The sequence below is a fragment of the Candidatus Omnitrophota bacterium genome, assembly GCA_040755155.1.
Taxonomy (GTDB): domain Bacteria; phylum Hinthialibacterota; class Hinthialibacteria; order Hinthialibacterales; family Hinthialibacteraceae; genus JBFMBP01.
Genome location: JBFMBP010000076.1, coordinates 1 through 24,646, shown reverse-complemented (window position 1 = coordinate 24,646; position 24,646 = coordinate 1). Strand labels below are relative to the sequence as shown.

General features: G+C 52.2%; 16 protein-coding genes. 9 read left to right on the top strand and 7 right to left on the bottom strand.

The window, feature by feature from the left end:
* Positions 1–206 precede the first annotated feature (206 nt).
* Positions 207–1,403 (top strand): AGE family epimerase/isomerase, encoded by a 1,197-nt coding sequence (locus AB1656_09970; protein MEW6235701.1) that lies wholly within the window; start codon positions 207–209, stop codon positions 1,401–1,403.
* A gap of 554 nt (positions 1,404–1,957) precedes the next feature.
* Positions 1,958–3,802, top strand: a complete 1,845-nt coding sequence (locus tag AB1656_09965; protein ID MEW6235700.1) for a hypothetical protein — start codon at positions 1,958–1,960, stop codon at positions 3,800–3,802.
* A gap of 883 nt (positions 3,803–4,685) precedes the next feature.
* On the opposite strand, the gene AB1656_09960 is transcribed toward AB1656_09965, so the two are convergent.
* The 3 genes from AB1656_09960 to AB1656_09950 all read right to left on the bottom strand — a co-directional run bounded on the left by AB1656_09960 (position 4,686) and on the right by AB1656_09950 (position 8,583).
* Positions 4,686–6,242, bottom strand: coding sequence for a hypothetical protein (locus AB1656_09960; protein ID MEW6235699.1), 1,557 nt, complete (start codon positions 6,240–6,242; stop codon positions 4,686–4,688).
* A 159-nt stretch (positions 6,243–6,401) separates the two neighbouring features.
* Positions 6,402–7,838 (bottom strand): hypothetical protein, encoded by a 1,437-nt coding sequence (locus AB1656_09955; protein ID MEW6235698.1) that lies wholly within the window; start codon positions 7,836–7,838, stop codon positions 6,402–6,404.
* 160 nt (positions 7,839–7,998) lie between these two features.
* A complete protein-coding gene (locus AB1656_09950) occupies positions 7,999–8,583 on the bottom strand; it encodes a prepilin-type N-terminal cleavage/methylation domain-containing protein (protein MEW6235697.1) in 585 nt (194 codons plus the stop codon).
* A 316-nt stretch (positions 8,584–8,899) separates the two neighbouring features.
* On the opposite strand from AB1656_09950, the gene AB1656_09945 reads away from it, so the two are divergent.
* The 7 genes from AB1656_09945 to cmk all read left to right on the top strand — a co-directional run bounded on the left by AB1656_09945 (position 8,900) and on the right by cmk (position 19,900).
* Complete coding sequence (locus AB1656_09945; protein MEW6235696.1) at positions 8,900–9,640, top strand: GntR family transcriptional regulator; 741 nt, start codon at positions 8,900–8,902, stop codon at positions 9,638–9,640.
* The gene (locus AB1656_09940; GenBank protein ID MEW6235695.1) at positions 9,637–10,584 is read left to right on the top strand and encodes an ROK family protein; all 948 of its coding nucleotides are present in this window, start codon (positions 9,637–9,639) and stop codon (positions 10,582–10,584) included. Before AB1656_09945 ends, AB1656_09940 begins: the two co-directional genes overlap by 4 nt.
* Complete coding sequence (locus tag AB1656_09935; protein MEW6235694.1) at positions 10,581–12,338, top strand: class I mannose-6-phosphate isomerase; 1,758 nt, start codon at positions 10,581–10,583, stop codon at positions 12,336–12,338. The genes AB1656_09940 and AB1656_09935 overlap by 4 nt, the downstream gene beginning before the upstream one ends.
* 87 nt (positions 12,339–12,425) lie before the next feature.
* Positions 12,426–13,793, top strand: a complete 1,368-nt coding sequence (locus tag AB1656_09930; GenBank protein MEW6235693.1) for a sugar porter family MFS transporter — start codon at positions 12,426–12,428, stop codon at positions 13,791–13,793.
* 286 nt (positions 13,794–14,079) lie between these two features.
* The gene (locus AB1656_09925; GenBank protein ID MEW6235692.1) at positions 14,080–17,484 is read left to right on the top strand and encodes a polysaccharide lyase family protein; all 3,405 of its coding nucleotides are present in this window, start codon (positions 14,080–14,082) and stop codon (positions 17,482–17,484) included.
* A gap of 401 nt (positions 17,485–17,885) precedes the next feature.
* Entirely contained in the window at positions 17,886–19,211 is a 1,326-nt protein-coding gene (gene aroA, locus AB1656_09920; GenBank protein MEW6235691.1) for a 3-phosphoshikimate 1-carboxyvinyltransferase, read from the top strand.
* Positions 19,208–19,900 (top strand): (d)CMP kinase, encoded by a 693-nt coding sequence (gene cmk, locus AB1656_09915; GenBank protein ID MEW6235690.1) that lies wholly within the window; start codon positions 19,208–19,210, stop codon positions 19,898–19,900. The genes aroA and cmk overlap by 4 nt, the downstream gene beginning before the upstream one ends.
* Positions 19,901–19,912: 12 nt before the next feature.
* Here cmk and AB1656_09910 read toward each other — a convergent pair whose 3' ends face one another.
* The 4 genes from AB1656_09910 to nadA form a co-directional block, all read right to left on the bottom strand.
* Entirely contained in the window at positions 19,913–21,388 is a 1,476-nt protein-coding gene (locus AB1656_09910; GenBank protein ID MEW6235689.1) for a hypothetical protein, read from the bottom strand.
* The gene (locus tag AB1656_09905; GenBank protein MEW6235688.1) at positions 21,385–22,698 is read right to left on the bottom strand and encodes an AAA family ATPase; all 1,314 of its coding nucleotides are present in this window, start codon (positions 22,696–22,698) and stop codon (positions 21,385–21,387) included. The genes AB1656_09910 and AB1656_09905 overlap by 4 nt, the downstream gene beginning before the upstream one ends.
* Positions 22,695–23,114, bottom strand: a complete 420-nt coding sequence (locus AB1656_09900; protein ID MEW6235687.1) for a hypothetical protein — start codon at positions 23,112–23,114, stop codon at positions 22,695–22,697. Before AB1656_09900 ends, AB1656_09905 begins: the two co-directional genes overlap by 4 nt.
* Positions 23,115–23,331: 217 nt before the next feature.
* Positions 23,332–24,384, bottom strand: a complete 1,053-nt coding sequence (nadA, locus tag AB1656_09895; protein ID MEW6235686.1) for a quinolinate synthase NadA — start codon at positions 24,382–24,384, stop codon at positions 23,332–23,334.
* Positions 24,385–24,646: the final 262 nt, after the last annotated feature.

Here is a 24,646-nt window from a genome sequence, read left to right as displayed (position 1 = left end):
GTTGGACGCAAGGATGGATTGCCGCCGGATTCGGCATGAGAACGAGAGACGTATCCTTATGGGATTTGACAAAAGAAAGCCAAGCCGGAAAATCCTTCAACAAATTATTCCCACTCTTCTTCCCAGACGGCGATCGACAATAGATATGTAGGGTGGGCTAAAAGCGAAGCGTAGCCCACCAGAAGCAACATAGAGGATGCGCGAGTATGAAACAAATTTTCGAATCCTGGGAAAAGCGTTATTGGAATGCTCTAATGCTGGACGTGATTCCCTTTTGGGAATGCCATTCCATCGATAAGGAGCATGGGGGATATATCACCTGCCTAGCTCGCAACGGCGACTGGTTCGATACGGATAAATTCGTCTGGCTGCAATCGCGCCAGGTTTGGATGTTCTCGTATTTTTATAACCGTATCGAAAAAAAATCTTCCTGGCTGGATATCGCCCGGCATGGCGCAGAGTTTCTCAAGAAACATGGTCGCGATGAAGAGGGAAATTGGTATTTTTCCTTGACGCGAGAGGGAAAACCGTTGGTTCAACCCTATAACATCTTCTCCGATTGCTTCGCGGCGATGGCCTTCAGCCAATACGCCTTGGCGTCGGGCGACGAAGAATCCAAGGCCATCGCGGAGCGGACATTCCAAAATATCCTGAAGCGAAAAGAGAATCCCAAAGGGAAATATAGTAAAGTCTTCCCCGGGACGCGCGATATGAAATCCTTCGCTCTTCCCATGATCCTTTCCAATTTATGCCTGGAAATGGAATGGATGCTGGAGCCGGAGATTCTGGAACGGACCGTCGCTTCAAGCGTCGATGAAATTCTGAATTTGTTTCTCGACCGGGAATCGTTGCTGCTATACGAAAACGTTTATCCCGACGGGCGGCGCGCAGATTCGATGGAAGGCCGCATCATGATCCCCGGCCATGGAATCGAAGCCATGTGGTTCGTGATGGACATCGCCCGCCGCCAGCCGGATGCCCAGCGCATCGGCTTGTGCGTCGACGCGATTCTTCATATTCTGGAATTCGGATGGGATAAGGAATACGGCGGCCTATTCTACTACCGGGATGTGAAGGACAAACCGCCGCAGCAGCTGGAATGGGATCAAAAACTTTGGTGGGTGCATCTGGAAGCCTTGGTCGCCTTGATTATGGGTTATTCTTTAACCGGCCGCGCCGAATGCTGGGAGTGGTTCGAAAAAGTACATGAATACAGCTGGCCGCATTTCGCCGATCCCGATTATGGCGAATGGTTTGGATATCTGAACCGCCGAGGGGAAGTCTTGCTGAATCTGAAAGGCGGAAAATGGAAGGGTTGCTTCCACGTTCCCCGCGCTCTGCATCGCTGCGCGATGGAATTTCGCCGAATCAAGGAAAACGCCGAACCTCATCCTCTCCTTTAAGAAATTTCCGAGGACTTTCGTGAAGGCGATATTCGTCAAGTGCTTTATTTCAATTGAAATTGTTCCCTCGCCCTCTGGGCTGATCTTTACCCACAAGTATTGAGGAATTATGAATGCCTGAATCGAGATTGTCGGGAATAAAGAATAACCAAGTTGGTTAGTCAACCCGCCGTTAAAACGGCTATTGTCGTTTGCCCCTTTAAAGGGGCATTTGATAATAGCCCAGCCTTTCAAGGCTGGGAGGGAAAAACACATGTTAACTCCATAGAATCCGAATCGTCCGTGAAATCTGCGATTCGAAATTTTCGTGGTATTCGCGCCCTTTCGTGTTTTCGCGGTTCGAAAATGTGAAAAATGAAACTTCCTTCCGCCCTTGATTAATGGGGCGCCTAGAGCAAGGTTGTTTTTGCCCTTGAGTAATCCCCTCGACTTGTGGGTAAAGATCAGCCCTCTGAGAGAGGATTAGGGTGAGGGATCTTTCCTATTTCTGATAAGCAGAGAATTGCATTGACTCAAATGCTCCAGCGCCGACTTTAATAATTGCGAGAAGAATTATGGATTCCGCTTTGCCTCAAGTACAACTGCAGCCTTCGGATTACATCGTCATGGCCGTCTATATGATAGGCCTCTTGGCTATGGGTCTTTATTACCGGCGATTCGCCCAGAAAGACATCGAAAATTATTTTCTAGCGGGGCGCAGGCTTCCAGGGTGGTTGAACGGCGTCTCCTATGCGGCGACGTGCATCAACGGGGACGTAGCCCCCGCCTACTGCGGAATGACGGTAATCTGCGGAATGTTTATCTGCTGGTGGTATATCAGCCGCTTTGGCTTGGCCCTCATGATCGGGGGCATCCTCTTCGCCCTCTTTTGGCGCCGTTTGAAATTATTCACTTCGCCGGAGTTCTACGAGTTGCGGTTTTCGGGGCGGGCGGGCGCAACCATGCGGATTTGGGTCGCTTTTCGCAGCGCTTTCATCGCCATGGTCGCCTGGACCGGTTCGGGATTGTTGGGAATGCACAAAGTGTCCTATACCTTGCTGGGTTGGGATAAATGGGAAACGTTTTTGTACGTGCTTCCCGTTCTCTTGTTTTATGTAACTCTTTCGGGCTATATCGGCGTCGTAGTGGCCGATTTGATTCAAGCCTTGATTATTATGGCGGCGTCCCTTTTGTTGATGGGTGTGGTGTTGAACGATTTTGGCGGCCCGCAAGGATTATACGCCGCCTTGGTGAGTCAATACGGTCCTTCCGTCGTCAGCTGGCATCCCCCCCTGAGTCATGAAATGCTCGGCTTGGTGGGAGTGATCGCCTGGACCATCGGCACGGCGGTCGGCTACGGCGGCGACGTGGCGCCGATGGCGGGAGCGATGGAAGGGCAGCGCCTGATCTCCTGCCGCAACTCGCGGGAAGCTTCGAAGATGTATTTCTGGACGGAAATCGTCTTGTTCTTTATGCTGGCGATTCTAACGCTTCCCGCCTTGGGCGCTATGGTGAAATGGCCGGGACTTCACGATGGAACCATCAACAAGGAATTGGCGTATGGAATGCTGCTGGGGTATTATATTCCCGGCGGTTTATTAGGGCTGTCCATCATCGCCATCCTCGCCTCGATCATGTCCACCGTCAGTTCCAATCTCAATTTCGGCGCCCAGGTGGTTCTCAACGATATCTATAGAAGGTATTTTGTTAAAGGCGCCGCCATGAGCCATTACATGAACGTCGGGCGGCTCGTCAACTTCATTATCATGCTCCTGGCGATTCTAGTAGCGACGACGGCGGAAAACGTGATCGATATCTCCGTCTTCATGCTGGGACTCTCTTCGGCGGAACTGACGGCCAACTGGGGGCAATGGTGGTGGTGGCGCTTCAACGCCAAGGCTCGCCTCGCCGCTTCGTTCGGCGGTCCCTTGATCTTTCTATTGAATCGATACGTCATCTTCCGTTATTTCATCCTGCCCAAGGAAAGTTCGGAATATTTCGTCGTATTTTGCTCGATGGGATTAACCTGTCTTCTCTGGTTGACGGTAGCCTTGCTAACGAAGCCCGATGCGGACGAAACGCTGATCGCCTTTTATAAAAAGGCGCGTCCGATGGGCTTCTGGGGACCGATTGCGCAAAAAGCAGGCGTGAAATCAATGGGATTTTGGCCGATCCTGGCGGGTTTGGGCATCGCTGTCTTGGGGACGACAATGGTCTCCTCTATGATTATCGCCATCTCCTGTTTCTATATCGCTCAATGGGATGCCGCCAAATGGTGCTTAGCCGTCTTCGCCGCTTCCGGCCTTCTCTTCAAAGTAACGTATAGCAACTTCATGCAATTCCTGGAAAACAACGCCGAGCCGGAAACCAATCATTCTCCTTTGCTGATTGAAGAATCGCTCCTCGAAGATGCGCAATAAAACGCCGCGAATTTCACGATTTTTTCCAATCGCAGGGGAGGCGGTAAGGGCAAGGTTTTTTTTAACCCATAAGTTGCATAGGCTAGCCGCGTAGGGTGGGCTCAAAGCGAAGCGTAGCCCACCACCAGCAAATGGGAGACAAATCCTCTCCCCAAGTCCCCAAGTCCCGTTATGGCTTCAAAAATGCAGCCTCCCCCATAATAATCGAGGGACCTTCTCACGGCGCGCGCCGAGCAGTCCCCGCCGCACTCGCCTGTAAATAGCGAAGTCGAAGAAGATGGCATCCTCGATAACCTTGCTCAGCCTTTTAGGGTGGGCATCGGTGAACGAGTAGCGGGGGTGGAACTCACGATCGTCTCATCCTTCCTTTCCTTCGGGATCGGCATGGCGAAACGATCGCTTGGGAACCGGCTTGCCTATAAGGCATGAAGCCCCCTGGCGAAATCGGTAAACGGAGAAAAAAACATTGGATCGAACCGCAGGGCGGCAAGGATAGTTTTAGTTTTCCTTCCATCGATCTTCTCCCGCAGATCGCAGAAAAGAAAGATGGAAAAGAAAAATAAAACGCCGTAGCTTTGCCGCCCCGGTTTACCAATTTTTTAATAGTTATAAATCCGAGGGGATATCTTTTTTTGAGGTTATCCCTGGCGCCGCTTTTTATAATCTTTTTATTTTTTTCGTGTTTTTTTCCCCCATCGCGTCTTCGCGATTCAACAAGCCCCCTCTCCTTCCCATCCTGGCCATCTTGATTCAGACCTCAAAAACTGTTGGGTAAAGATATTCCCTTTCGGTGAGGAGATTTAAGTTCACCTTAACATCATACTAGGAAAAAGAATGGGGAGTCGCATAGGCAAAGCGAAGTTAGCCTTTGATCTTTCCCCGTTCAACTAAAATTTCGCCATTCGATTTTTTGTATTCTTTTTAGCGCATATCCCACTTCCCGCAGATAATCGCCATATACGACTTGCGCATGAAATCCTTCCATCTCCTTAATAAAAGCGGCCATATCGCCGTCGAACTCGATGTCCATTTGCGAACGGCAAGCCGCCAGAGAGGGGCAAGCGGCGATTTTGCCCCGAAAACCCTGCCATTGGCTGCAATGCAAATTGGGGATAACGACGGTTACCGTTTGTCCGATTGGATAATGGACGCGGGTAGCGGCGCCAAAATCCGACTCGTAATGCGTCATGATCGTAACCGGTTCCAGACTATGGCCGTTCATGCGCATGGGGGCCGCGCAATGGGCGACCGTGAGTTGGCCGTCGTGCGGAAAATGCGTATTGCATACGAATGTAGGCTTCCCGGCAATCCACCGCAGCAAAACGCCGGGGCAAGTATGCGATAGATCGGTATGGCAATACGCCGTATATCCTGCATCGTTGGCCATAGCCAAAACCAGGCAAGGAGGAGTGCCCAGCATTTCGATGACCTCCCGCCCCATGCAATAATCGAATCCGAAATTAAACGCTTGTTTTTCCTGCAGCAACTCGCGGCAGATATGCCATGCGAGAATGGAATTGAAAACATACTCCCGCTTGGTTTGCAAGGTCAGATTGGGGCGTCCCAAAAAGGCTTTGGTTTGGCTTTCGATCTCTTTCATCAATCCTTCGTTGGATCGGACGTCCGCGATTCTTTTGGCGAACTCCTCGCGGGGAACGATTTCAATTTCATAATCCCATACTTCCTTGGCGTGCTGCGGACCGATATTCTGCGCCGGTTCGCTATAGGCGGCGAGGCTCCCGATCGCCAGCATCTTGGTTCCTTTGGCGTTTTTAAGGCCGTAAATCGCGCGCATTCGCCATAAGACTTCGCCGTAATCGTCGATGACGATATCCTCGGCGTCCATGTTGGGTTCCGCCATAGCGTCTTCGTTTCTCCGCAGAAATCTCCAATGCGCGATTTCATAATAGAGATAATAAGGTTTGGTTTTATGCCGGATGTACATGACCTTGGCGGCTTTCGATTCCGCCAAAGCCGCATAGAGAGAACTCCCGCCGCTCGCCGCGTAAATCAAGATCGCATCCGCGCCGCTGGCGGCGGCTTCTTTTGCTTGGGCGTCGCCGCTGATGAGACGGACGGGAAGTACTTCGATGGGGAATTCCGCTTTTTCCGCAAAATCTTTCAATTCCCCCGCGATGTGTTTGGCTTCCGCCTCCACGTCGCTTTGCGTGTGGATATCGCCGTAGCTGCGCCAGCTGGCCATCTCTTTCGGCGCTTCCAAGTGATAAACCAAAACCGGCAAGACGCGAAGCGATTTCCCGCGAGGCCAATCGGACGCAGCCGCCGTCTTGCGGTCGGAGGATTCCACCGCCTCGGCGGCGGTCTCCATCCTCAAAGCGGCCAACGCGGCGGCGCCGCCAAGAAAACTACGGCGGCTGATATCCGCCTTTTCGCTATTATTCGAACGATCGTGATGGCTATTCCGGTCGTAACTCATCATGAAATCCTCCTATAAGCGAGTGGATGCGAAACGGCTTTTGTTCTGCTTGCAATTCGTTCGGATTAAACATTCTCCTATTCTTGCTTGCCTTATCAAAAAAGAATGGATGGGAAGCGACTCTCTTCCCATCCATTCATCATACTACGGGAGGAACTGCGATTAATAGACTGCCCACTCATGAACGCCGACAAACGTTTCGAAATCGTCGGCGAAGAGAAGATTGCCGTTTTCGTCCCGGATTTCCACATTGTCGAAAGCGGCGACTTCGCCGGATACTGTACTTGCCCCCAAACCTGCAAATCCATCGAAACGATCCTGGATGCCGGGAAATGTCCACGGAGTCATTTCAACGGTGTTGGCAGGATCGCTTCGATCCGTAAAAGTTCCTTCCACCGTAAATCCATCCGACCGCATCTCGAATGTGTACCAGTTGCCGATGGTCCAGGGAATCGTGTTGTCGTCCAGATTGGCCCATGCTACGAAATCGTTCAAAAATTCGACCGTTTGAGTATTATCGTGAAGCAGCATGACGATGCCGCGAGCTTCTCCCGGCCCCCGGTCGCTGGGTGCGCGTCCGCCGCCCCGTCCTTCGGGTTGAATATGCAGCGAAACGCCGCTGCGGCTTAAATCTCCCTGCCAATTGTTGCCGGGAAGGTAAACCCCGCCATGCCACGAGATCATCTTTACGTCGGCTTTGATGGAAGCGCCGCCCGCGATCTCTTCCTTATACCATATCTTTTTCGGATCCAACCGGCTGGTGGCGATGCCGTAAAGAACTCCATTGCTGACAACCCAATACCCGCCTTCTCCGAATACCCACTTGTCGCTAAGGCCGGCGGTTTGCGGAATCCTTTCCAGGCCGCCTTCGAAATCGTCCGAGAAAACGACATTGCCGCCCGCGATCACTTCAAAATTGTCGAAAACCGTCGTGATTCCATCTGTATTGCTTCCCGTCAGTCCCGGAAATCCAGCCGCCCGGTCGGCGAAGGAAGCATCCGTCCACGGCTTCAATTCGAAAGCGTTGTTGGGACCATCTTCGGTTTTGTATATTTTCCCAGTAACTTGATTGCCCGCGACGGCGAGTTCAAACGTATACATCACGCCTTTTTCCCACGTAAACTCTCCGTCGTTCGTATTCGCCCATGCGCGGTAATCGTTGAGATATTCGATCGTATCGAAATCGTGATGGAAAAGCATGTTGATGGCGCGATCGTCTTTGGCGTTCGTAGATTCGTTGCTTCCCGCCGGTTTCAAGCGAACCGCCACTCCGCCCCGGCTCAAATCCATCGGCAACTCTTCCGCATCGGGTTCGATCCAGGATTCCATGCGGACGTCGCATTTCACGGTGTAGTCCGTACCAAAATCTTTGTTGATCCAGGCGTGCACGGGAAGCCAATCGGGATTGTCGATGTTCGTGGAAACCAATACGCGGTTGTTCCTCGCATCGTTTCCGAAGAATTCCACTTCATCCACAACTACCCACACGCCATTGCCCACGGTCCAATCCGGTCCCAATTTGTAATGATATTGCGCCGAACCGGCAAGTGGAAAAACAAACAGGCTCATCAGCAGAGTAATGTAAATTGACCGCTTCATCCTAATCCTCCTTTAAATTTATATTGGTTGCATGATGCCGCCATTCGACTTTACTCGTAAAATAATGCGATTATTTCACCTCCTTTTCCTTTTTGGGATCGCACGTTTTCGGAAGGGACATTTCCCATCCCATTAAATTCTTATCATTCGGCGCGCGGAATCAATAAACCGTGCCTCCCGGTCCCAATACGGCGAGAATGCCGTTGCTCACCAGTCCATTGGACCCTTCATACATGACGATTCGGTTTCCATGGGAGATTTCCGACGCCCAATTCAAGGCCGGCCCCGGGCTGCGCGCGGCGTATTTGAAACTTGGACCGTACAGTTTCATCGTTTCCGCGCCGCCGCCGGGGCGCTTCTCTTCGTCGTAGACGTATCCGCCGTCCCAAATGGTTCCCAAAGAGGCGTTCAACCTCTGCGGATTGCTGGTCTGAAACGGATCGATGGGAACGGAACTCATGTAAGCCACCGGTGTGGTCAAAACATGGAAACGATACGTGTGCTTCGTCCACCATTTCGTTCCCCCCCAAAATCCTTCGCCGCCGGGGTACGTATTGCGGTCGATGCCGTACATCTCGATGGCCGTGCCCAGCGCTTTCAAATCCGAATGGGCGCGGGTGACCTTGGCCTTGGTTTGCGCATTCAGAAAATTGGGAACCGCAATCGCGGCCAAAATCCCGATGATCGCCACAACGATCAGCAATTCGATGAGAGTGAATCCTTTTGAGGCGCGTGTCGCAGACATGCTTTTTGTCTCCCTGCGTTTTGGCCGAACGAAGTTGCCTTTAGCAAACGATTTCTTCTTGACAAAACCCGTTCCGCCGTTATGATAGATTGTCCGTATGTATGAACATATAGTGTTTTCCGGCGGAATGCAAGGGATTTTTCTCATTTTCCAAAAAATATTTTGCGGCGGAGGGATGGTGGATCGAATCGAAGGCGCGGGATTGGCGTTTGGCTTCTTCTTGTCGATCTCGTCAAGGCGAGCGTAAACTGGACTTGATACTGATGGTTCGCCCTTTTGGGAAAAGAATAGATCGATGCGGATAAGGACCAACGCCATGAGATTGAAAGTCGATCATAAATCGAACATTCCCCTTCATATTCAGGTGGAAGAACTGCTGCGAGATATGATCGCCAAAAAGGAATACCAGAACGGCAAATTGTTTCCGCCGGAAGAAGAAATTGCGAAGTTATTGGGCATCAGCCGCAATACGGTGCGTCATGCGACGCAGCGCCTGGTGCAAGAAGGCTTGCTTCAACGCAAAAAAGGCGTAGGAACCAAAGCGGTCTCGAACCGCATGTCGACGAGTTTGTCGGCCTGGGACAGCTTTACGCACGAAATGGAACAAAAGGGAACGAAATTCGAAACCTTGAAACTGCAAGTCGAATGGATCGCTTCCGATTCCGAAACCAGCGCCAATTTTCATATCAAGCCGCTCTCGAAAGTATTATGCTTGAAGCGTTTGAAGGGATTCAAAAACGAGCCGGTCGTATTGTTCGTATCGTACTTTCACCCCCGCGTCGCCATCGATGAAAACGCCGATTTCACGCGTCCTCTTTACGAGATGCTCGAATCGGATTATTCCACTGTGGCCGTGTATTCCAATGAGGAGATCAGCGCCATTCCCGCCGCGCCGGAACTCGCGAAAATCCTGGATGTGGCGGCGGGAAGTCCTGTTCTCGTCCGCAAACGGCTGGTTTCGGATCCGGGACGCCGGCCTATCGAATACAACCTCTGCTACTACCGCGCCGATCGCTTCGTCTATACCATCGAAATCCAAAGGATGTCCTATAAATGAGAGTCTTCGCCGCCGATCTTGGAGGAACTCAAATCAAACTGGGAATCGTCGAGACGGGAACGATTCTCTGCTCCATGACGCTGGACGCTCATTCCGAAGGCGATTTGCGGGATCGCCTGCCGGAAATCGAACGCAACTTTCGCGATTTGCTCCGTCAATGCGGCCTGTCTCTTCATAAAATCCAAGGGATTGGCTTTCTCAGCACCGGTCTCGTCGACCGTAAGAGCAACCGAATCTTGTCGACCAATCATAAATTCGACGACGCCGCCCAAATCGATTTTACGGCGTGGGCCAAAGAACGTTTCGATCTGCCGATCAAATTGGAGAACGACGCCCACGCCGCCTTGCTGGGGGAATGGAAATACGGCGCGGGCGCCGGATGCGACAATCTCGTGATGATTGCGCTGGGAACGGGAATCGGAACCTCGGTCTTGATTCAAGGCAAGCCGCTGCGCGGCAAGAACGGACAGGCGGGATTGCTGGGCGGCCATTTGATGATGGATCCGTCCGGACGCTCCTGCACTTGCCCCAGCCGAGGCTGTCCCGAAGCCTTGGCCTCCACCTGGGCGCTGCCTATGATGCTTCGCGATCGTCCCGAATGTCGTTCGAGTCCTTGGGCGCAGGACGGCGCCGTCGATTTTCGTTCCCTCTTCCAATGGGCGGATCGCCAAGACGCCCAAGCTCAGAAAATTCTCAATTACAGCTTGCGGATTTGGGGCGCCGTGGCCGTTTCCATGATTCATCTCTTCGCCCCGGATAAGATCGTTCTTGGCGGCGGGATTATGCGCAGCGCCGAACGCATTCTTCCCTTCATCCAAGAATGGGTGAATCGCCACGCCTGGATCAGTTGGAATGGCGTCGAAGTCGTTTCCGCCCAACATTTGACGTCCGCCGGACTTCTCGGCGCCGAGATTTTATTTCACGAGGATATTGAATATATATGAATAATGGACAATTCAACATAACGCCCTGCATTGAAATCAAAGGATATCGAGATCAATGTTGGCAAGGATGGTCCGCCATCGGCTTTCAACTGGCGTACGCGATTCGAAGATCGAACCAAGCCAAAATCGTTCTCGCCGTCGAATGTTATCCCGGCGTTCGCCAAGAAGCGATTCTGACGCCGCTGTGGGATTTACTCCCGCTGAATCGCGTCTATCCGTCGCAGGAAATATTCCTTTCTCCTAAAGAAATCGAAGATCTTATTCAACTGGATTTGACGGACGATCCCGTCTTTGGGCGCATCTCACCATTGCGCATGAACGACTTTTTCGACGCGCAAAAACAACGCGATTTAACGGCGAAAATCGCTAGTATCGAATCGGGAGCCGTTCTTATCATTGGTCCCGGCGCATCGTTGATCCACGAACCGGATATCTTGATTTACGCCGATCTGCCGCGATGGGAAGCGCAATGGCGCTTCCGGCGCAGCGAGTCGGACAATCTCGGCGTCAAGAACCGCCATGAACCGGCGCCGCAACAATACAAGCAAGCCTTTTTCGTGGATTGGAGAGTGGCCGATCGGCTGAAGCGGGACAGCATGGAGCGCTGGGATTATTGGTTGGATACCGTCCAATCGGACTCGCCCAAAATGACGACTGGCGAAGCCATTCGCGGCGCTTTGCAGCAGACGGCGCGGCGTCCCTTCAGCGTCGTTCCTTATTTCGATCCCGCGCCTTGGGGCGGAAAATGGATGCAGGAGAAATTCGGACTCGATCCTTCCCAGGACAATTTCGGCTGGAGTTTCAACGGCGTGCCCGAAGAGAACAGCCTGCTGTTCGATTTTCAAGGCGTCGTCGTCGAATCCCCGGCGATCAATTTGGTGTTCTATCAACCAAAAGAACTTTTAGGCGAATATGTCTTTCGCCGCTTCGGCGCGGAATTTCCCATTCGCTTCGATTATCTGGATACCATGGACGGCGGCAACCTTAGTTTTCAAGTCCATCCGACGGAAGAGTACATCCGCAAACAATTCGGAATGGCTTATACGCAGGATGAAAGCTATTACATCGTCGATGCGGGCGAAGACGCCTGCGTCTATTTAGGATTAAGAGAAGGAATTCGTTCTCAAGAAATGATCGAATCGCTGTTCGCGGCGCAAAACGGCGGCCCTTCCTTTAACGCCGATCGTTTCGCGAAACGATGGCCCGCCCGCAAGCACGACCACTTTTTGATCCCGGCGGGAACGCCCCATTGTTCGGGACGCAACGCGATGGTGCTGGAAATCAGCGCCACGCCCTATATCTTCACGTTCAAATTGTGGGACTGGGGGCGTTTGGGATTGGATGGCGAGCCGCGCCCTATTCACATCCATCATGGCAAAAAGGTGATTCAATGGGAGCGCCACGCCGAATGGACGCGGCGGGAATTAATTAACCGCGTCGAAGCCGTCGGCGCAGGACTGGGATGGCGCGAAGAACGGACGGGGCTTCACGAATTGGAATTCATCGAAACCCGCCGCCATTGGTTCACTTCGGCGGTTCCCCACCACACGCAGGGCGCAGTAAACGTTCTTTGCCTGGTGCAAGGCGAATCGATTACGGTAGAAAGTCCAAATGGATCGTTCGAGCCGTTCGTTGTTCGCTTCGGCGAAGTATTCATTGTCCCCGCCGCCGTTGGCGAGTATACGATTAGTCCTAACGATCCCAATCCCAAACAAGAATGCGTCACTATAAAAGCCTTCGTTCGTTCGGAATAATGAGTTTGATTTACGCAATGGCGCGCTTCCCTCTGCGCTTGCAAAAATAAGAACCATGATTCTTTTTTGCCCTTGGAGCCTTCGCCCATGAATAACGCATCCGCTTCCGCCAGCCTTCGCTTCGTTCTCTTCGTTACTGCCGTTACCTCAATCGGCGGCTTCCTGTTCGGCTATGACACGGCCGTCATCAACGGCGCCAATACATACCTCAAGAGTTATTTGAATCTGACGCCTGCGCAGGAAGGAGCCGTCGGCGCCAGCGCGATCCTGGGCTGCATCCCCGGCGCCATGTTTGCGGGATTTCTCAGCGACCGTTTTGGACGCAAGAAGATGCTCTTTATCTGCGCGTTTCTTTACGCCGTGTCGGGGATCTTGTCGGCTGTCCCCCGCACGCTCGAGCAATTTCTCGCCGCCCGTTTCCTCGGCGGTTTGGGCATCGGCGCTTCTTCCATGATTTGCCCGGTCTATATCGCGGAAATCTCCCCCGAAAAATGGCGCGGGCGTCTCGGTTCGCTCTTTCAGTTGGGCATCGTTATCGGCATCTTCGTCACTCTCTTTATCAACAAACTCATCCAAAGCGCGGGCGACGACGCCTGGAACTCGGCGATGGGTTGGCGTTGGATGCTGGGCATGGAAGCGCTTCCCGCGCTGGCCTTCATCGTCTTGCTCTTTCCCGTGCCCGAAAGTCCGCGCTGGCTGTCGCAAAAGGGGCGCAACGCCGAAGCGAAAGATATCTTGGCGAAGGTGGGCGGCGCCGAACGCGCCGAACTTGAACTCGCCTCCATCCGCGCTGCGCTCCAGCAAGAGGAGGGCCGCTTTTCCGAACTCTTTAGTCATTTTTATTTCAAGCCGCTCATGATCGCCGTCATGATGATGGCCTTTTCACAATTCTGCGGCATCAACGCCATCATCTATTATTCCACGAAGATTTTCGAATCCGCCGGAGCGGTCAAGAACGCCGCTTTCGCTTCCACGGTATGGATGGGAATGGTCAATGTACTATTCACTTTCGTAGCCATCGCCTTTGTGGATAAGTTGGGGCGCAAACCTCTATTATTGATAGGAACATTAGTCCAAACCGCCGCGCTGGGATCGGTAGGCTGGATGTTTCATACCCAGCAAAATGGAATCGCTCTCCTCGTCTGCGTCATCGTATTCACTGGGGCTTTCGCCACCGCGATGGGGCCGATTCCGTGGATCCTGTGTTCTGAAATTTTCCCCAATAAAGTGCGAGGGCGCGCCATGTCCATCGCCACGTTCACTATATGGTTTTCCTGTTACATCGTGGCGCAAACGTTTCCCATGCTCAACGACAGCCCTTCCATCGGTCCCGCCATTACTTTTGGGATATACGCCGCGATCAGTTTCCTTTCCTTCCTGTTTATTTTCATGATCGTCCCGGAGACGAAAGGAAGGACGTTGGAGGAGATCGAAAAATCATGGAAAACCGCATGATATTGGCGTTGTTTATCCGAATAACTCATAGTACGAGTGAAGAATAGTAGGATGAATCTATGGTGAGCAATCGTATTGAATCGCGAAAGCGCGAAAAGGTGGGAAATCACGAAATTTTCGAATCGCGGATAGCACGGATTAATATGGATTTCACTGAAATGACATCATCCGGCGCGATCTCTTCCAACAAGTGTATTTTTTGCTTTTTTTCGTGCTTTTTTTTTATTTCGAGGTTTCGTGATTCAAAAACGCCCAAAAAACAACCTAATTTCCAAGGAGGAAATCCATGAAAACCAGTATGATTCGAAAAGCAATGTTTGTTCTGTTCTTTTTATTCTGCATCCCCCCCATTGCCGTCCCTGCCGCCGAAGAGACGGCGTTGCTTTGGCAAATCGGCAAGCCGGATCGTAACAATTCCGAATTCGCGCTAGCGCCGAATCAATACGATCGGTTCTCCGAAGACGGCTTCTTCATCGTCGGCCAATCCGAAGCAAAACTTGATTGGCCCTACGCGCATCCCGGCCCCGCCGACAGTTGGGCGGGCGGCCGCGAGCATGTTTTCGCGATTGTTTTCGGATTAAAAAACGCCCCAAGCGCTGGGCAATGCAAACTCAAATTCGATTTGCTCGATTCTCAAAATCAATCTCCGCCCAAATTGCGGATCGAAATCAACGATCGTACATACGATCAATCCCTGCCTGCGGGCGCAGGCGACGATTCCATCAACGGCCAACCCGATAAAGGCAAACCATACCAATTCGAAATCGCTTTTCCAGCGGAAGTATTGAAAACCGGCGAAAATAAAATCAGCATCGCCACGGTTTCCGGCTGCTGGATGCTTTACGATTGGCTGGGCTTGGAAGCGCCCGTTGGCGTGGAACTGGCGGAGGTTGCTGGGCGGACGTTCTTCAACGCCTGCCAATCGATCCAGGCTTTATTGGAAAAAGACGGCCAACTGCGCCAGCCGATCCGAATCAACATGCGCCATATCGGAGAGCCGGCGGACGCCGCGATCCGCGTCGCTGGCGCCGAATCGATTCCCATTAAACTCAAGGCAGGCTCGCAAGAATATGAAATTTCGGCGCCCGCAGTAACGAAAGCCGCCTCGCTCGAAATCGCCATTGAAGCCAACGGCCAGACGCTCGCCGCGCGCAGCATAACTATAAAGCCCGTGCGCAAAATGCTGGTCTACATCCTGCCTCATTCGCATACGGATATCGGCTATACGGATATACAAACGGCCATCGAAGAGAAGCAGATGAAGAATCTGCAAACGGGCATCGAATATGCGCGAGAGACGGTGGGCTATCCGGAAGGCGCGCGATTTATATGGAACGTCGAAGTTCTATGGGCGGCGGATTTATATTTGCATAGGATGTCGGAAGCGCAGCGCGGCGAGTTCTTCGACGCGGTGAAAAAAGGCTGGGTAGGGCTGAACGGAATGTACCTGAACGAATTGACCGGCCTGTGCCGTCCCGAAGAGTTGCTTCAATTGTTCCGTTATTCGACGGTATTAGCTGAGCGCTGCGGAGTCGTCATCGATTCGGCCATGATTAGCGACGTCCCTGGCTATACGTGGGGAACCGTAACGGCGATGGCGCAAGCCGGGATCAAATATTTCTCCACCGCGCCGAATTATTTCGACCGCATCGGCGACATTCTCGTTCAATGGGAAAATAAGCCTTTTTATTGGATTTCTCCCTCCGGAAAAGAAAAAGTCCTGGTTTGGATTCCGCTTAAAGGCTATGCTCTTTCCCACATCATTCGCGAACTGTCGTCCCAGTTCGTCGCGGACTTCCAAGAAGAGCTGGATCGCTCCAATTATCCCTACGATATCGCTTACTTACGCTGGAGCGGCCATGGCGACAACGCCGTTCCCGATAAGAATATCTGCGAATTCGTGAAGGATTGGAATACGAAATATCTTTATCCCAAGTTTGTTATAACCACGACGAGCGAGGCGTTTCGCGCTTTTGAGAAGCATTACGGCGATCGGTTGCCGCAGGTTCGCGGCGATTGGACGCCTTATTGGGAGGACGGCGCTGGTTCATCGGCTTTGGAAACAGCCATGAACCGCGCCACGTCGGATCGGCTGTCGCAAGCCGAAGCCTTATGGGCGATGCTGAATCCATCTGGATACCCGGCGGATAAGTTCGAAGACGCATGGCGTGATGCGCTGCTCTATTCCGAACATACGTGGGGCGCTTGGTGCAGCGTTTCCGATCCCGAAAATCAAATGACGAAAGAGCAATGGGATATCAAACAATCCTACGCTCTGCAAGCGGACGAACAGAGCCGCAAGTTGTTGGACGCCGCATTGCAAAACCGCAAGGGGCCGGATTCGCCGGACAATGCAATCGACGTTTTCAATACCTCGTCCTGGCCGCGCACGGAATTGGTTACTCTATCCAAAGAACAATCGGCGGCGGGCGACCGAGTAACCGGCGCGGATGGCAAGCCGGTTCCATCGCAGCGCCTGGCCAATGGCGAACTGGCGTTCGTGGCGCGCGATGTTCCGCCGTTCGCTTCGCGGCGTTACGTTGTCGCCAAAGGCGCCGCCTATGCGAAAGAGAAAGCAGAGGCCAAAGGCGCCGCGCTCGACAATGGACTATTGCGCGTAAGCATCGACGAGAAAACGGGCGGAATTATTGGGCTGCGCGCCAAGGGCATTGACGGCAATTTCGTTGATGCGGACTCCAGCTATGCGCTTAACGATTATCTTTACCTCGAAGGCGACAATCTGGCCGATTTGCAGCGCAATGAACCCGTCAAAATTTCGGTGAAAGAGAATGGCCCATTGGTAGCGTCTCTATTGATCGAATCGAATGCGCCGGGATGCAATTCCCTGCAACGCGAAGTGCGTCTTGTCGCTGGATTCGATTATGTCGTGATGACGAATCTCGTCGATAAAAAAAGAGCGCCCGCCAATCCCCAGCCCGGCGATTGGAAATTCGCCCAAAAAGGCGGCAAAGAGAGCGTCAACTTCGCTTTTCCGTTCCATGTCCCCAACGGCAAACTTCTTCTCGATGTTCCGCTGGGCGCCATCCAGCCGGAAATCGATCAAATGCCCAGCGCCTGCAAGAACTGGTTTACCGTGGGCTGTTGGGCGGACGCCTCGAACGGTGAGAAGGGAATCACCTGGGTAACGTTGGATGCGCCGCTCGTCGAGGTCGGCGGCATTACGGCTACGCTGCTCGGTTCGCAAAACAATCCCGCCGTCTGGCGTAAAAAAGTCGAACCAACTACCGAAATCTTTTCTTGGGCCATGAACAATCATTGGGGCACCAATTACCGCGCCTATCAGGAAGGTCCCATCGTCTTCCGCTACGCCTTGCGTCCGCATCGAAAGTTCGCTCCTGACGAGGCGGCGCGCTTCGCCGCGGGCTTGAGCCAACCGCTCATCGCCGCGCGCGCATACGGCCAGCCTCTCTCAACGCCGCGTCTTGAAATCGAGCCGCAAGGCGCCATCGCCATCGCCTTCAAACCCAGCGATGACGGCAAAGCGTGGATCGTGCGGCTCTATGGCGCATCGGGACAGGATGTTCAAGCAAACTTGAAATGGCCGCAGCCAGCGCCGGAATCCGTCTGGTTGAGCGACTCCAGCGAAAAGCCATTGAAAAAAGTAGATGGCGCCGTTTCCTTGCCCGCATGGGAAGTAACGACATTGCGCGCAGAGTGGCCGATACGATAAGATAGCAATTGAATTTAGCGGTAATATTGAATTCCTGGCGCGAATGAATATTGTTGTTTCGCGCCTTTCTTTTTTATTTCGCGTTTTCGTGATTCAATACAACAAGTTCTGTAGGGTGGGTTCAAAGCGAAGCGTAGCCCACCTGTGGCAACACGGAGATAAGAGTACAAAGCGATGGAGTGATAATACCAACCTGCATTGAGATTGTTGGTTTTAAATTCCTCTCCCAAGATTGGGAGAGGTTAGGTGAGGGTGATATTAGTGAACTTATAATCCCCTCACCCTAACCCTCTCCCAGAGGGCGAGGGAATTTTAAGACATATTCTTAATAAGACTTGGTATAAGTCCCCTAGTCTCCTAGTCTCAAAGTCTCCCAGTCTCAAAATGCAGGAAATCAATAAATGGACAATCCATTGTTGCAGGGCGTTTGCCGCGTGAAGCGATCCGCGCCTCTCTGCGGTGCGATTCGCGTTCCCGGCGATAAATCGATCTCCCACCGCGCCGTCATGCTGGCGTCGTTGGCGCAGGGAGATTCGATTATAAAAGGATTTTTGGAAAGCGAAGATTGCATCGCCACGCTTAAAGCGTTCGAACGAATGGGCGCGGCGTGGGAACGGCGCGGCGGCGATTTGATCGTCCGTGGGCGCGGCGCGCATGGTTTGCGCGAGCCTGAGGAAGTGCTCGATATGGGCAATTCCGGCACCGGAACCCGTTTGCTGCTAGGCATCGTCTCCGGCCAGGATTTTGCGGCGACGCTCACCGGCGATTCCTCGTTGCGATCGCGTCCCATGAAGCGGGTTATCGAGCCTCTGAGCCTTATGGGAGCGCGCTTTTTAGGCCGTGAAAACGGTTCCAAACTGCCGCTGACCGTGCGCGGCGGCGCGCTTAAGGGCATCCATTATCGAACGCCCGTCGCCAGCGCTCAGGTGAAATCGGCGGTTCTGCTGGCGGGATTATTCGCTGATGGGGAAACCTGCGTCGAAGAACCCGGACCCTCCCGCGATCATACCGAACGCATGTTGCGCACTTTCGGCGTGGATGTTCTTACCGAAGGATTGACGCATACGCTGCTGGGCGGCGCCCATCTTCAAGCGAGGGAAGTTTTGGTTCCCGGCGATATCTCTTCCGCCGCCTTTTTCCTGGCCGCCGCCGCCATTGTTCCCGGCTCCGATCTTCTTATCGAATCCGTCGGCGTCAATCCCACGCGCACGGGCATCTTGGACGCATTGCGCGAAATGGGAGCGGATTTAACTTTGAAGAACGAACGCGACTGCGGCGCCGAACCGGTGGCCGACATCCGCATTCGTTACGTTCCCTTGCGAGGCGTCCGCATTGGCGGCGATTTGGTGGTGCGCATGATCGACGAGTTCCCCATCTTCGCCGTGTTGGCCGCCAGCGCCGCGACGCCCTCCACCGTCGAAGGCGCGGAAGAACTGCGCGTGAAGGAATCCGACCGCATCGCGGCCATCGTCGAAGAGTTGAATCGAATGGGCGCGAACTTGTCCGAACGCGCGGACGGCTTCGCCGCCGCGGGAGGCGCCAGTTTTCGCGGCGCCGAGTGCGGCTCGCGCGGAGACCACCGCATCGCCATGTCGTTGGCCGTCGCCGGTCTCGCGGCGTCGGGTGAGACAGTCATTCGCGGAACGGCGCCGATCGCGACTTCTTTTCCCGATTTCTTTACGCTATGCCAACGTCTTAGTCCGGGAAGCGTGGAGAACGAAGCATGAAGCGAAGCCAGCCCATCATTGCCATTGATGGCCCCGTCGGCGTGGGCAAGAGCGCCGTCGCCGCCCAACTCGCCCGCCGCCTGGGATTCATTTATATCGACACCGGCGCCATGTACCGAGCTATAGCGTTAAAAGCCTTGCGCGCCGGATTGAGTTTGGACGACGCGGACGCCATCGCCGCCCTTGCGCTGGAAACACATCTCCATTTCGAGAGAAAAGAAGGGGAATTGCGCATGATTTGCGACGGCGCGGATGTATCCGACGCCATCCGCTTGCCGGAAGTGAGCGCCGCCACTTCCCCCGTCGCCGACAATCCCGCCGTACGCGAACGTCTCGTCGCCTTGCAGCGGGAGATGGGGCGCAATGGCGGCGTCGTTATGGAAGGGCGGGATATCTCCACCGTCGTTTTTCCCGATGCGGAGTTAAAAATCTACCTCGACGCCCGGCCGGAAATCCGCGCCCGCCGCCGCTGCGATCAACTCGAAGCCAAAGGCAAAAGCGTAACCTACGAAAAGACGCTGGAAGACTTGAACGAACGCGACCGCCGCGACCGGATGCGCCCCGTCGGCGCGCTGAAAAAGGCGGAGGACGCCGTCGTCGTCGATACGTCCGATCTCACGGAAGAACAAGTGATAGAAGCATTGCGCTGTCTTGCCGTCGAAAAAGGGGGGAGGGGAATGATGATATAGTGAAAGAAAAAATCAGTCGCCCCGATTTCGAGCAACGGGTTTTACACCTCCACGGCGTCCTATGCCATAACCTACCCGATATACATCTGGAAGATTGATACGATCGCCAGCGACTTGTTCGATGACTCCCAATTGAGCTAGATCTAGAATTACTCCACGAAAACCTTCATTGATATGTGCAGGAGGCAGCCGCACCGATGCTAATTTAATACTCTTTTTCAATTCTTCCAGTATATTTTCGCATTTCCATAATTTCTCTACCTCTTCGACATCGCAGGGAACGTTAATTTTGCCTCCTAATGGTTTCATGAGATTTTCAACCCAAGGATAATCTTCCTGCATTTCCCTCACTCTGATCTTGGATGCTTCCTGCACGCCTCGCTTGATGCTTTCATAATGAAGAGCGTACTCTTGATCCTGTCTTAGATTGTCGGACGCGGCGTGGCGAAGGGCGGATAAAAAACTGCGGGGACTCGCCTCACGGCGCGCATCGCCCAGATGGTTGATAAGCCACGTGTAAGGGAAACCTCGTCGTCGGTCTTTGCCCATCCATTTTCCTGCGATAGCGTGAAATACATTCCGTTGCTCGTCTTCCTCTCTTCTAAGCATATCGGGAACAATCCATACGGACTCGTTCTTTTTCCATTTGCAATTAATTAGTTCTTTACATTTTTCACGGAATAATTGTCCGTTTTCAGTATTTGCTAGATGCTGCCACAATAAACCGTACAGTTCATGACGCGGCCAGAATAATTCAGCTTTTTCCGACATCACCTTGGAAGCATCGGGGAAAGTCATTACCGAGGAATCTTCCAACTGATCCGTTCGCAAAAATAATTTCAGGCGGATTTTCTTATAGGATCGGAATTCCAGTAGGTTTTGGAGCAACCCGCGCACCAAATCGTTCATCGTTTGCCACTCGTCGGCGGCGCGATCCAGCGCATCGAAAAGCACTAGATGATATTTGTTTTCTTTAGCCAACGCGTTGTCCGCCCTGGAAAGACATTTTTCGGTTTCTTCTGGATTTGTTCTTACCCATTCGAGCCGTTCTTTCCAATTTTCTAAAATCCGAAAATCGGAAGGAATTGCTTTTTTTCCTACATGATAAAATACGATGGTTCGCCAAATTAATCGCGCTTTATTATGTTCCAACAAAGAACAAAGCGTATCCTTACTGGGATAGTTTTCTGGTGACGATTTTTCTCCGAATCCAGTCGATATAACGGCGTCCTTAGCGATGCCGAATTGCTGACCGAGCAAAGATCTATGTTCTGGTTTTTGCAATGCCGACCACCAAAAACTCTTTCCCGAACCGCGAATGCCGACGACTAACATCGTATCGGGACGAAGCGCTTTGATGTGCGTATCCGGTACATAAGTGTTGCGCAATTCCGGTTTGATGCTATGAAGAGACGTTTCTTCGGGCAATGCGTCTCGGATAATTTCTCGCAGTTCTGTTGGGAAACGATATTCGCTCTTACTCATCATTTATACTCCTCGCCGAAGGCGAAAAGAAAAGCTCTATTCACGAATTCTTCCAACGCTTCGTTCGCTGTCTTCTCATTAATTCCTTCCCTAATACCAATGGGATTGAACTCTTGCAAAGCGCGATGCCAGAACACCAGCAGTGGATAATGTGGAGCATCTTCATCATCAATATCGAAACTGAAGGCATCTGGCATATTCGGTTCGGCTTCTTCATAGAGATGATTGCGAAAGAGATCCCACGCATTCGTGCGAAAACGATTTACATATTCTTCCCGTCCGGTTTCTGGAATCATAGAAGCGACGATTTGCAGTCTCTCCCGAAGCTTCGGCAAATTGGGATGCTGTTTCCAGTGATGAAAGAGAAATTCATATGCTTTCCATGTTTGCGGACTGTCCACGGCGAAAAGCAAGGATAGAGCCTCCATCCTTGTAACGGCGGAAGCGGCAATGTCATGAATCCCGGCGCGGCTGTCGAGTATGACGATATCGGGTTTTAAACGCTCTTCAAAACCAACCACAAGCCGTTCCAATCGTGCGCCCCAAGATTCTGAGGTTTCTCCCGCCGAATCCGAATAACAACGCGCAAGTTTTGGGAGATACTCGTTCGTTTTCGATCCATAAGCGGGAACGATTCGTATTTCGCCGGGTAGCCCTTGGGCCAAAGGACTCGCTGCCGCCATCTCATCTTCAACATTCTCTGCTTGTCCCACGCCGTCTTCGACGAACCAATCGACGATGCCGAAATCCGGCATTGAACTCTTCGGCAAGATGGTGCTGCTGACTCCTGGAGATTCCAAATCCAAATCGAAGATCAGTACCTTCTTTCCTTGCTTGGCTAACCGCCAAGCCCAAATAATCAACGCCGTAGATCGTCCGACGCCGCCTTTGATTCCGAAAAATGCGACGCGAGGATTGGATATTTCCCCTGTAAAAGACTCTCGTAACCAATCATGTCCTATTATTTGACGATCGAGGAGAAAAATAGGGATATTCTGCTCTTGGCGTATAAGAAGCCGATCCCGGGATAGCGCCGAAGAAATATCTTGAACCAAATCGTCGCTGAAAAGCGCCATCCGTTCCGGTGGGAAACCGTAGTTAGCAAGCGCTTTACTCAATTCCTTGCAAAGTGCGAAGAGTTGTTTTTCTTTATCTTCTTTGTAATCTTCTTTGTTTCCTGGCAACAACAATCGGATTCGCCCTCGGAAATCTCTCACGAGAGTTATTTCTTTGCTAATATTGGCCGCGAGTTTAGCCTTCTCCAGCGCCAATTCCAATGCGTCTTCAAATAGAACATTCCGTCTCTTCATCATGCTACTCCATCAAGAATGGCCAGTTGGAAGACTTGTCTAGCTGTGAGTGCGCCTTGTTTATGATTGTCAACATTCTGTTGATTAATATCCGAACGATGATAGTAGCGCTGCGCAACATCCCAATCATGAAATGGATTCGAATTTGCGGCAGCTATATTGGCATATTTTGCTCCATTGCGACTTTGGACGAATGCAATAAATTCATCCCAAAGATTATTGATGTGGACTCGATGTTGTTGTTTTTGGGGCGACCCAGCGGGACTAAGCGACATGCCCAATCCTTTCATCACTGCTTTTAGGGCGCATTCCGCCGATAAACCGAAAAGTTGATCCGCGTTCGCTAAGCGGTTGTCCGCGTATAGATATTCCGCATCTTCCCAATGCCGGTTTGAGGAATCGTTATAATCAGCAGGCATTATCAATCTCCCATTTCCTTTCGGAGGGATAACGGCGGTCTATATGAGAAAGATTTACGAACAAGAAATGATTTTCTCAAGCATATTCTCCTCCCTAAAGAATTGTCAAGAATCTATCGATAGAGACGTGCGGGATTGGTCCGAGCGAAATAGAAAAGAATCTCGTAGGAGAATTTAACGGTTTAGGTTGAGGTATCTCCGCCTAAACCAATAAAGATCATACCTTCACTTCGAACATGCGTTGGATGGCTTGCTTGGCTTTTTCCGCTATGGCTTCGTCGACCGTCACTTCGTAGACTTCGCGTTCCAGACTGTAGAGGATTTTTTCCAGCGTGATCTTGCGCATGTGTTGGCAGAACATGCTGCACGAGCGCACGAACTCCACCTCTGGAAACTCGCTGGCGAGATTGGCCGCCATTTCGCATTCCGTAGCGAGATAGACTCGTTTGAGCTGGGGATGGCTGGCGATGTATTTGCCCATCTGCGAGGTGCTGCCGTAGAAATCCGCTTCTCTTACGACATCGGGAGAGCATTCCCAATGCACCAGGATGGCGGCGTCTTCCGCTCCCTTGGGTATATCGTACTGTTGGCGGATATCGTATAAATGCTGCACCGTAAATTTTTCATGCACTTCGCAGCGCCCGAAATTGCCGTCGTTCTTGCCGGGATAGATGAGGTCAATGCCAGACGGCGCCAAATCTTCTTGCATGTTGGCGCCCATCAGCGAATCGGGAAAAAAAATGACTTGTTTCGATTCAAAACGTTCGCTGGCGTGCTTGACCACTTGCAGCCCATTCGCCGAAGTGCAGCAGTAATCGCTGACGGCCTTGATGTCGGCGTAGCTGTTGACGTACGTTACTACCGGCGCCTGCGGGTAACGCCGCCGGTAGGCTAGAACGTCTTCCGCCGCGAACGGTTCCGCCAGGCTGCATCCCGCCTCCAAATCGGCGATCAACACTTTTTTGTTGGGATTGAGAATCTTGGCCGTCTCCGCCATGAAGCGCACGCCGTCGAAAAGGATGATCGGCTTGTCCGATTCCGCCGCCCTCAAACTGAGCGCCAGCGAATCGCCCCGCTCCTTCTCGCCGGAAATTTGATAAACGAGCGGCTCCATGTAGTTATGGCCTAAAATCAATACGTCTTTTTCTTCGCGTAGTTGCAGAATTTTCTCGATTAAATCCCGCTTCGCCAGAAATTCGAGATGCTGGTCGGAGATAGGTTTGAGCGTTTGTTCGATTCGATCCAATTTGTCTTGTATGAGAGTCGGCATGGTTTAAAATCCCCGGCTGGCAATATGGTTCTTATACGAAATGCCCTTTGGTTTAATGCACAGGCTGTGGAAAAGATGGGAGGGTGAGCCTCCTGGCGAACCATTGCATCGATGCGGCTCGGCGGGAGCCTCGCTCTCCCATCATTTATGTCGGCAAATACCTAAAATTAAATGACAAACTGTATTATCTATAACTATATCATAAATATTGGAAAGGATGAAGTTTTTGAAAGAAGGCGAATGGCGGATTGCGCTTCGCTTT

Excerpts from the sequence above, each read along its gene's own strand:
- nadA (MEW6235686.1), bottom strand. The coding sequence starts at position 24,384 with ATGCCGACTCTCATACAAGACAAATTGGATCGAATCGAACAAACGCTC.
- AB1656_09965 (MEW6235700.1), top strand. The coding sequence starts at position 1,958 with ATGGATTCCGCTTTGCCTCAAGTACAACTGCAGCCTTCGGATTACATC.
- AB1656_09935 (MEW6235694.1), top strand. The coding sequence starts at position 10,581 with ATGAATAATGGACAATTCAACATAACGCCCTGCATTGAAATCAAAGGA.
- cmk (MEW6235690.1), top strand. The coding sequence starts at position 19,208 with ATGAAGCGAAGCCAGCCCATCATTGCCATTGATGGCCCCGTCGGCGTG.
- AB1656_09970 (MEW6235701.1), top strand. The coding sequence starts at position 207 with ATGAAACAAATTTTCGAATCCTGGGAAAAGCGTTATTGGAATGCTCTA.
- AB1656_09955 (MEW6235698.1), bottom strand. The coding sequence starts at position 7,838 with ATGAAGCGGTCAATTTACATTACTCTGCTGATGAGCCTGTTTGTTTTT.
- aroA (MEW6235691.1), top strand. The coding sequence starts at position 17,886 with ATGGACAATCCATTGTTGCAGGGCGTTTGCCGCGTGAAGCGATCCGCG.
- AB1656_09945 (MEW6235696.1), top strand. The coding sequence starts at position 8,900 with ATGAGATTGAAAGTCGATCATAAATCGAACATTCCCCTTCATATTCAG.
- AB1656_09950 (MEW6235697.1), bottom strand. The coding sequence starts at position 8,583 with ATGTCTGCGACACGCGCCTCAAAAGGATTCACTCTCATCGAATTGCTG.
- AB1656_09940 (MEW6235695.1), top strand. The coding sequence starts at position 9,637 with ATGAGAGTCTTCGCCGCCGATCTTGGAGGAACTCAAATCAAACTGGGA.
- AB1656_09910 (MEW6235689.1), bottom strand. The coding sequence starts at position 21,388 with ATGATGAGTAAGAGCGAATATCGTTTCCCAACAGAACTGCGAGAAATT.
- AB1656_09905 (MEW6235688.1), bottom strand. The coding sequence starts at position 22,698 with ATGATGAAGAGACGGAATGTTCTATTTGAAGACGCATTGGAATTGGCG.
- AB1656_09930 (MEW6235693.1), top strand. The coding sequence starts at position 12,426 with ATGAATAACGCATCCGCTTCCGCCAGCCTTCGCTTCGTTCTCTTCGTT.
- AB1656_09960 (MEW6235699.1), bottom strand. The coding sequence starts at position 6,242 with ATGATGAGTTACGACCGGAATAGCCATCACGATCGTTCGAATAATAGC.
- AB1656_09925 (MEW6235692.1), top strand. The coding sequence starts at position 14,080 with ATGAAAACCAGTATGATTCGAAAAGCAATGTTTGTTCTGTTCTTTTTA.
- AB1656_09900 (MEW6235687.1), bottom strand. The coding sequence starts at position 23,114 with ATGCCTGCTGATTATAACGATTCCTCAAACCGGCATTGGGAAGATGCG.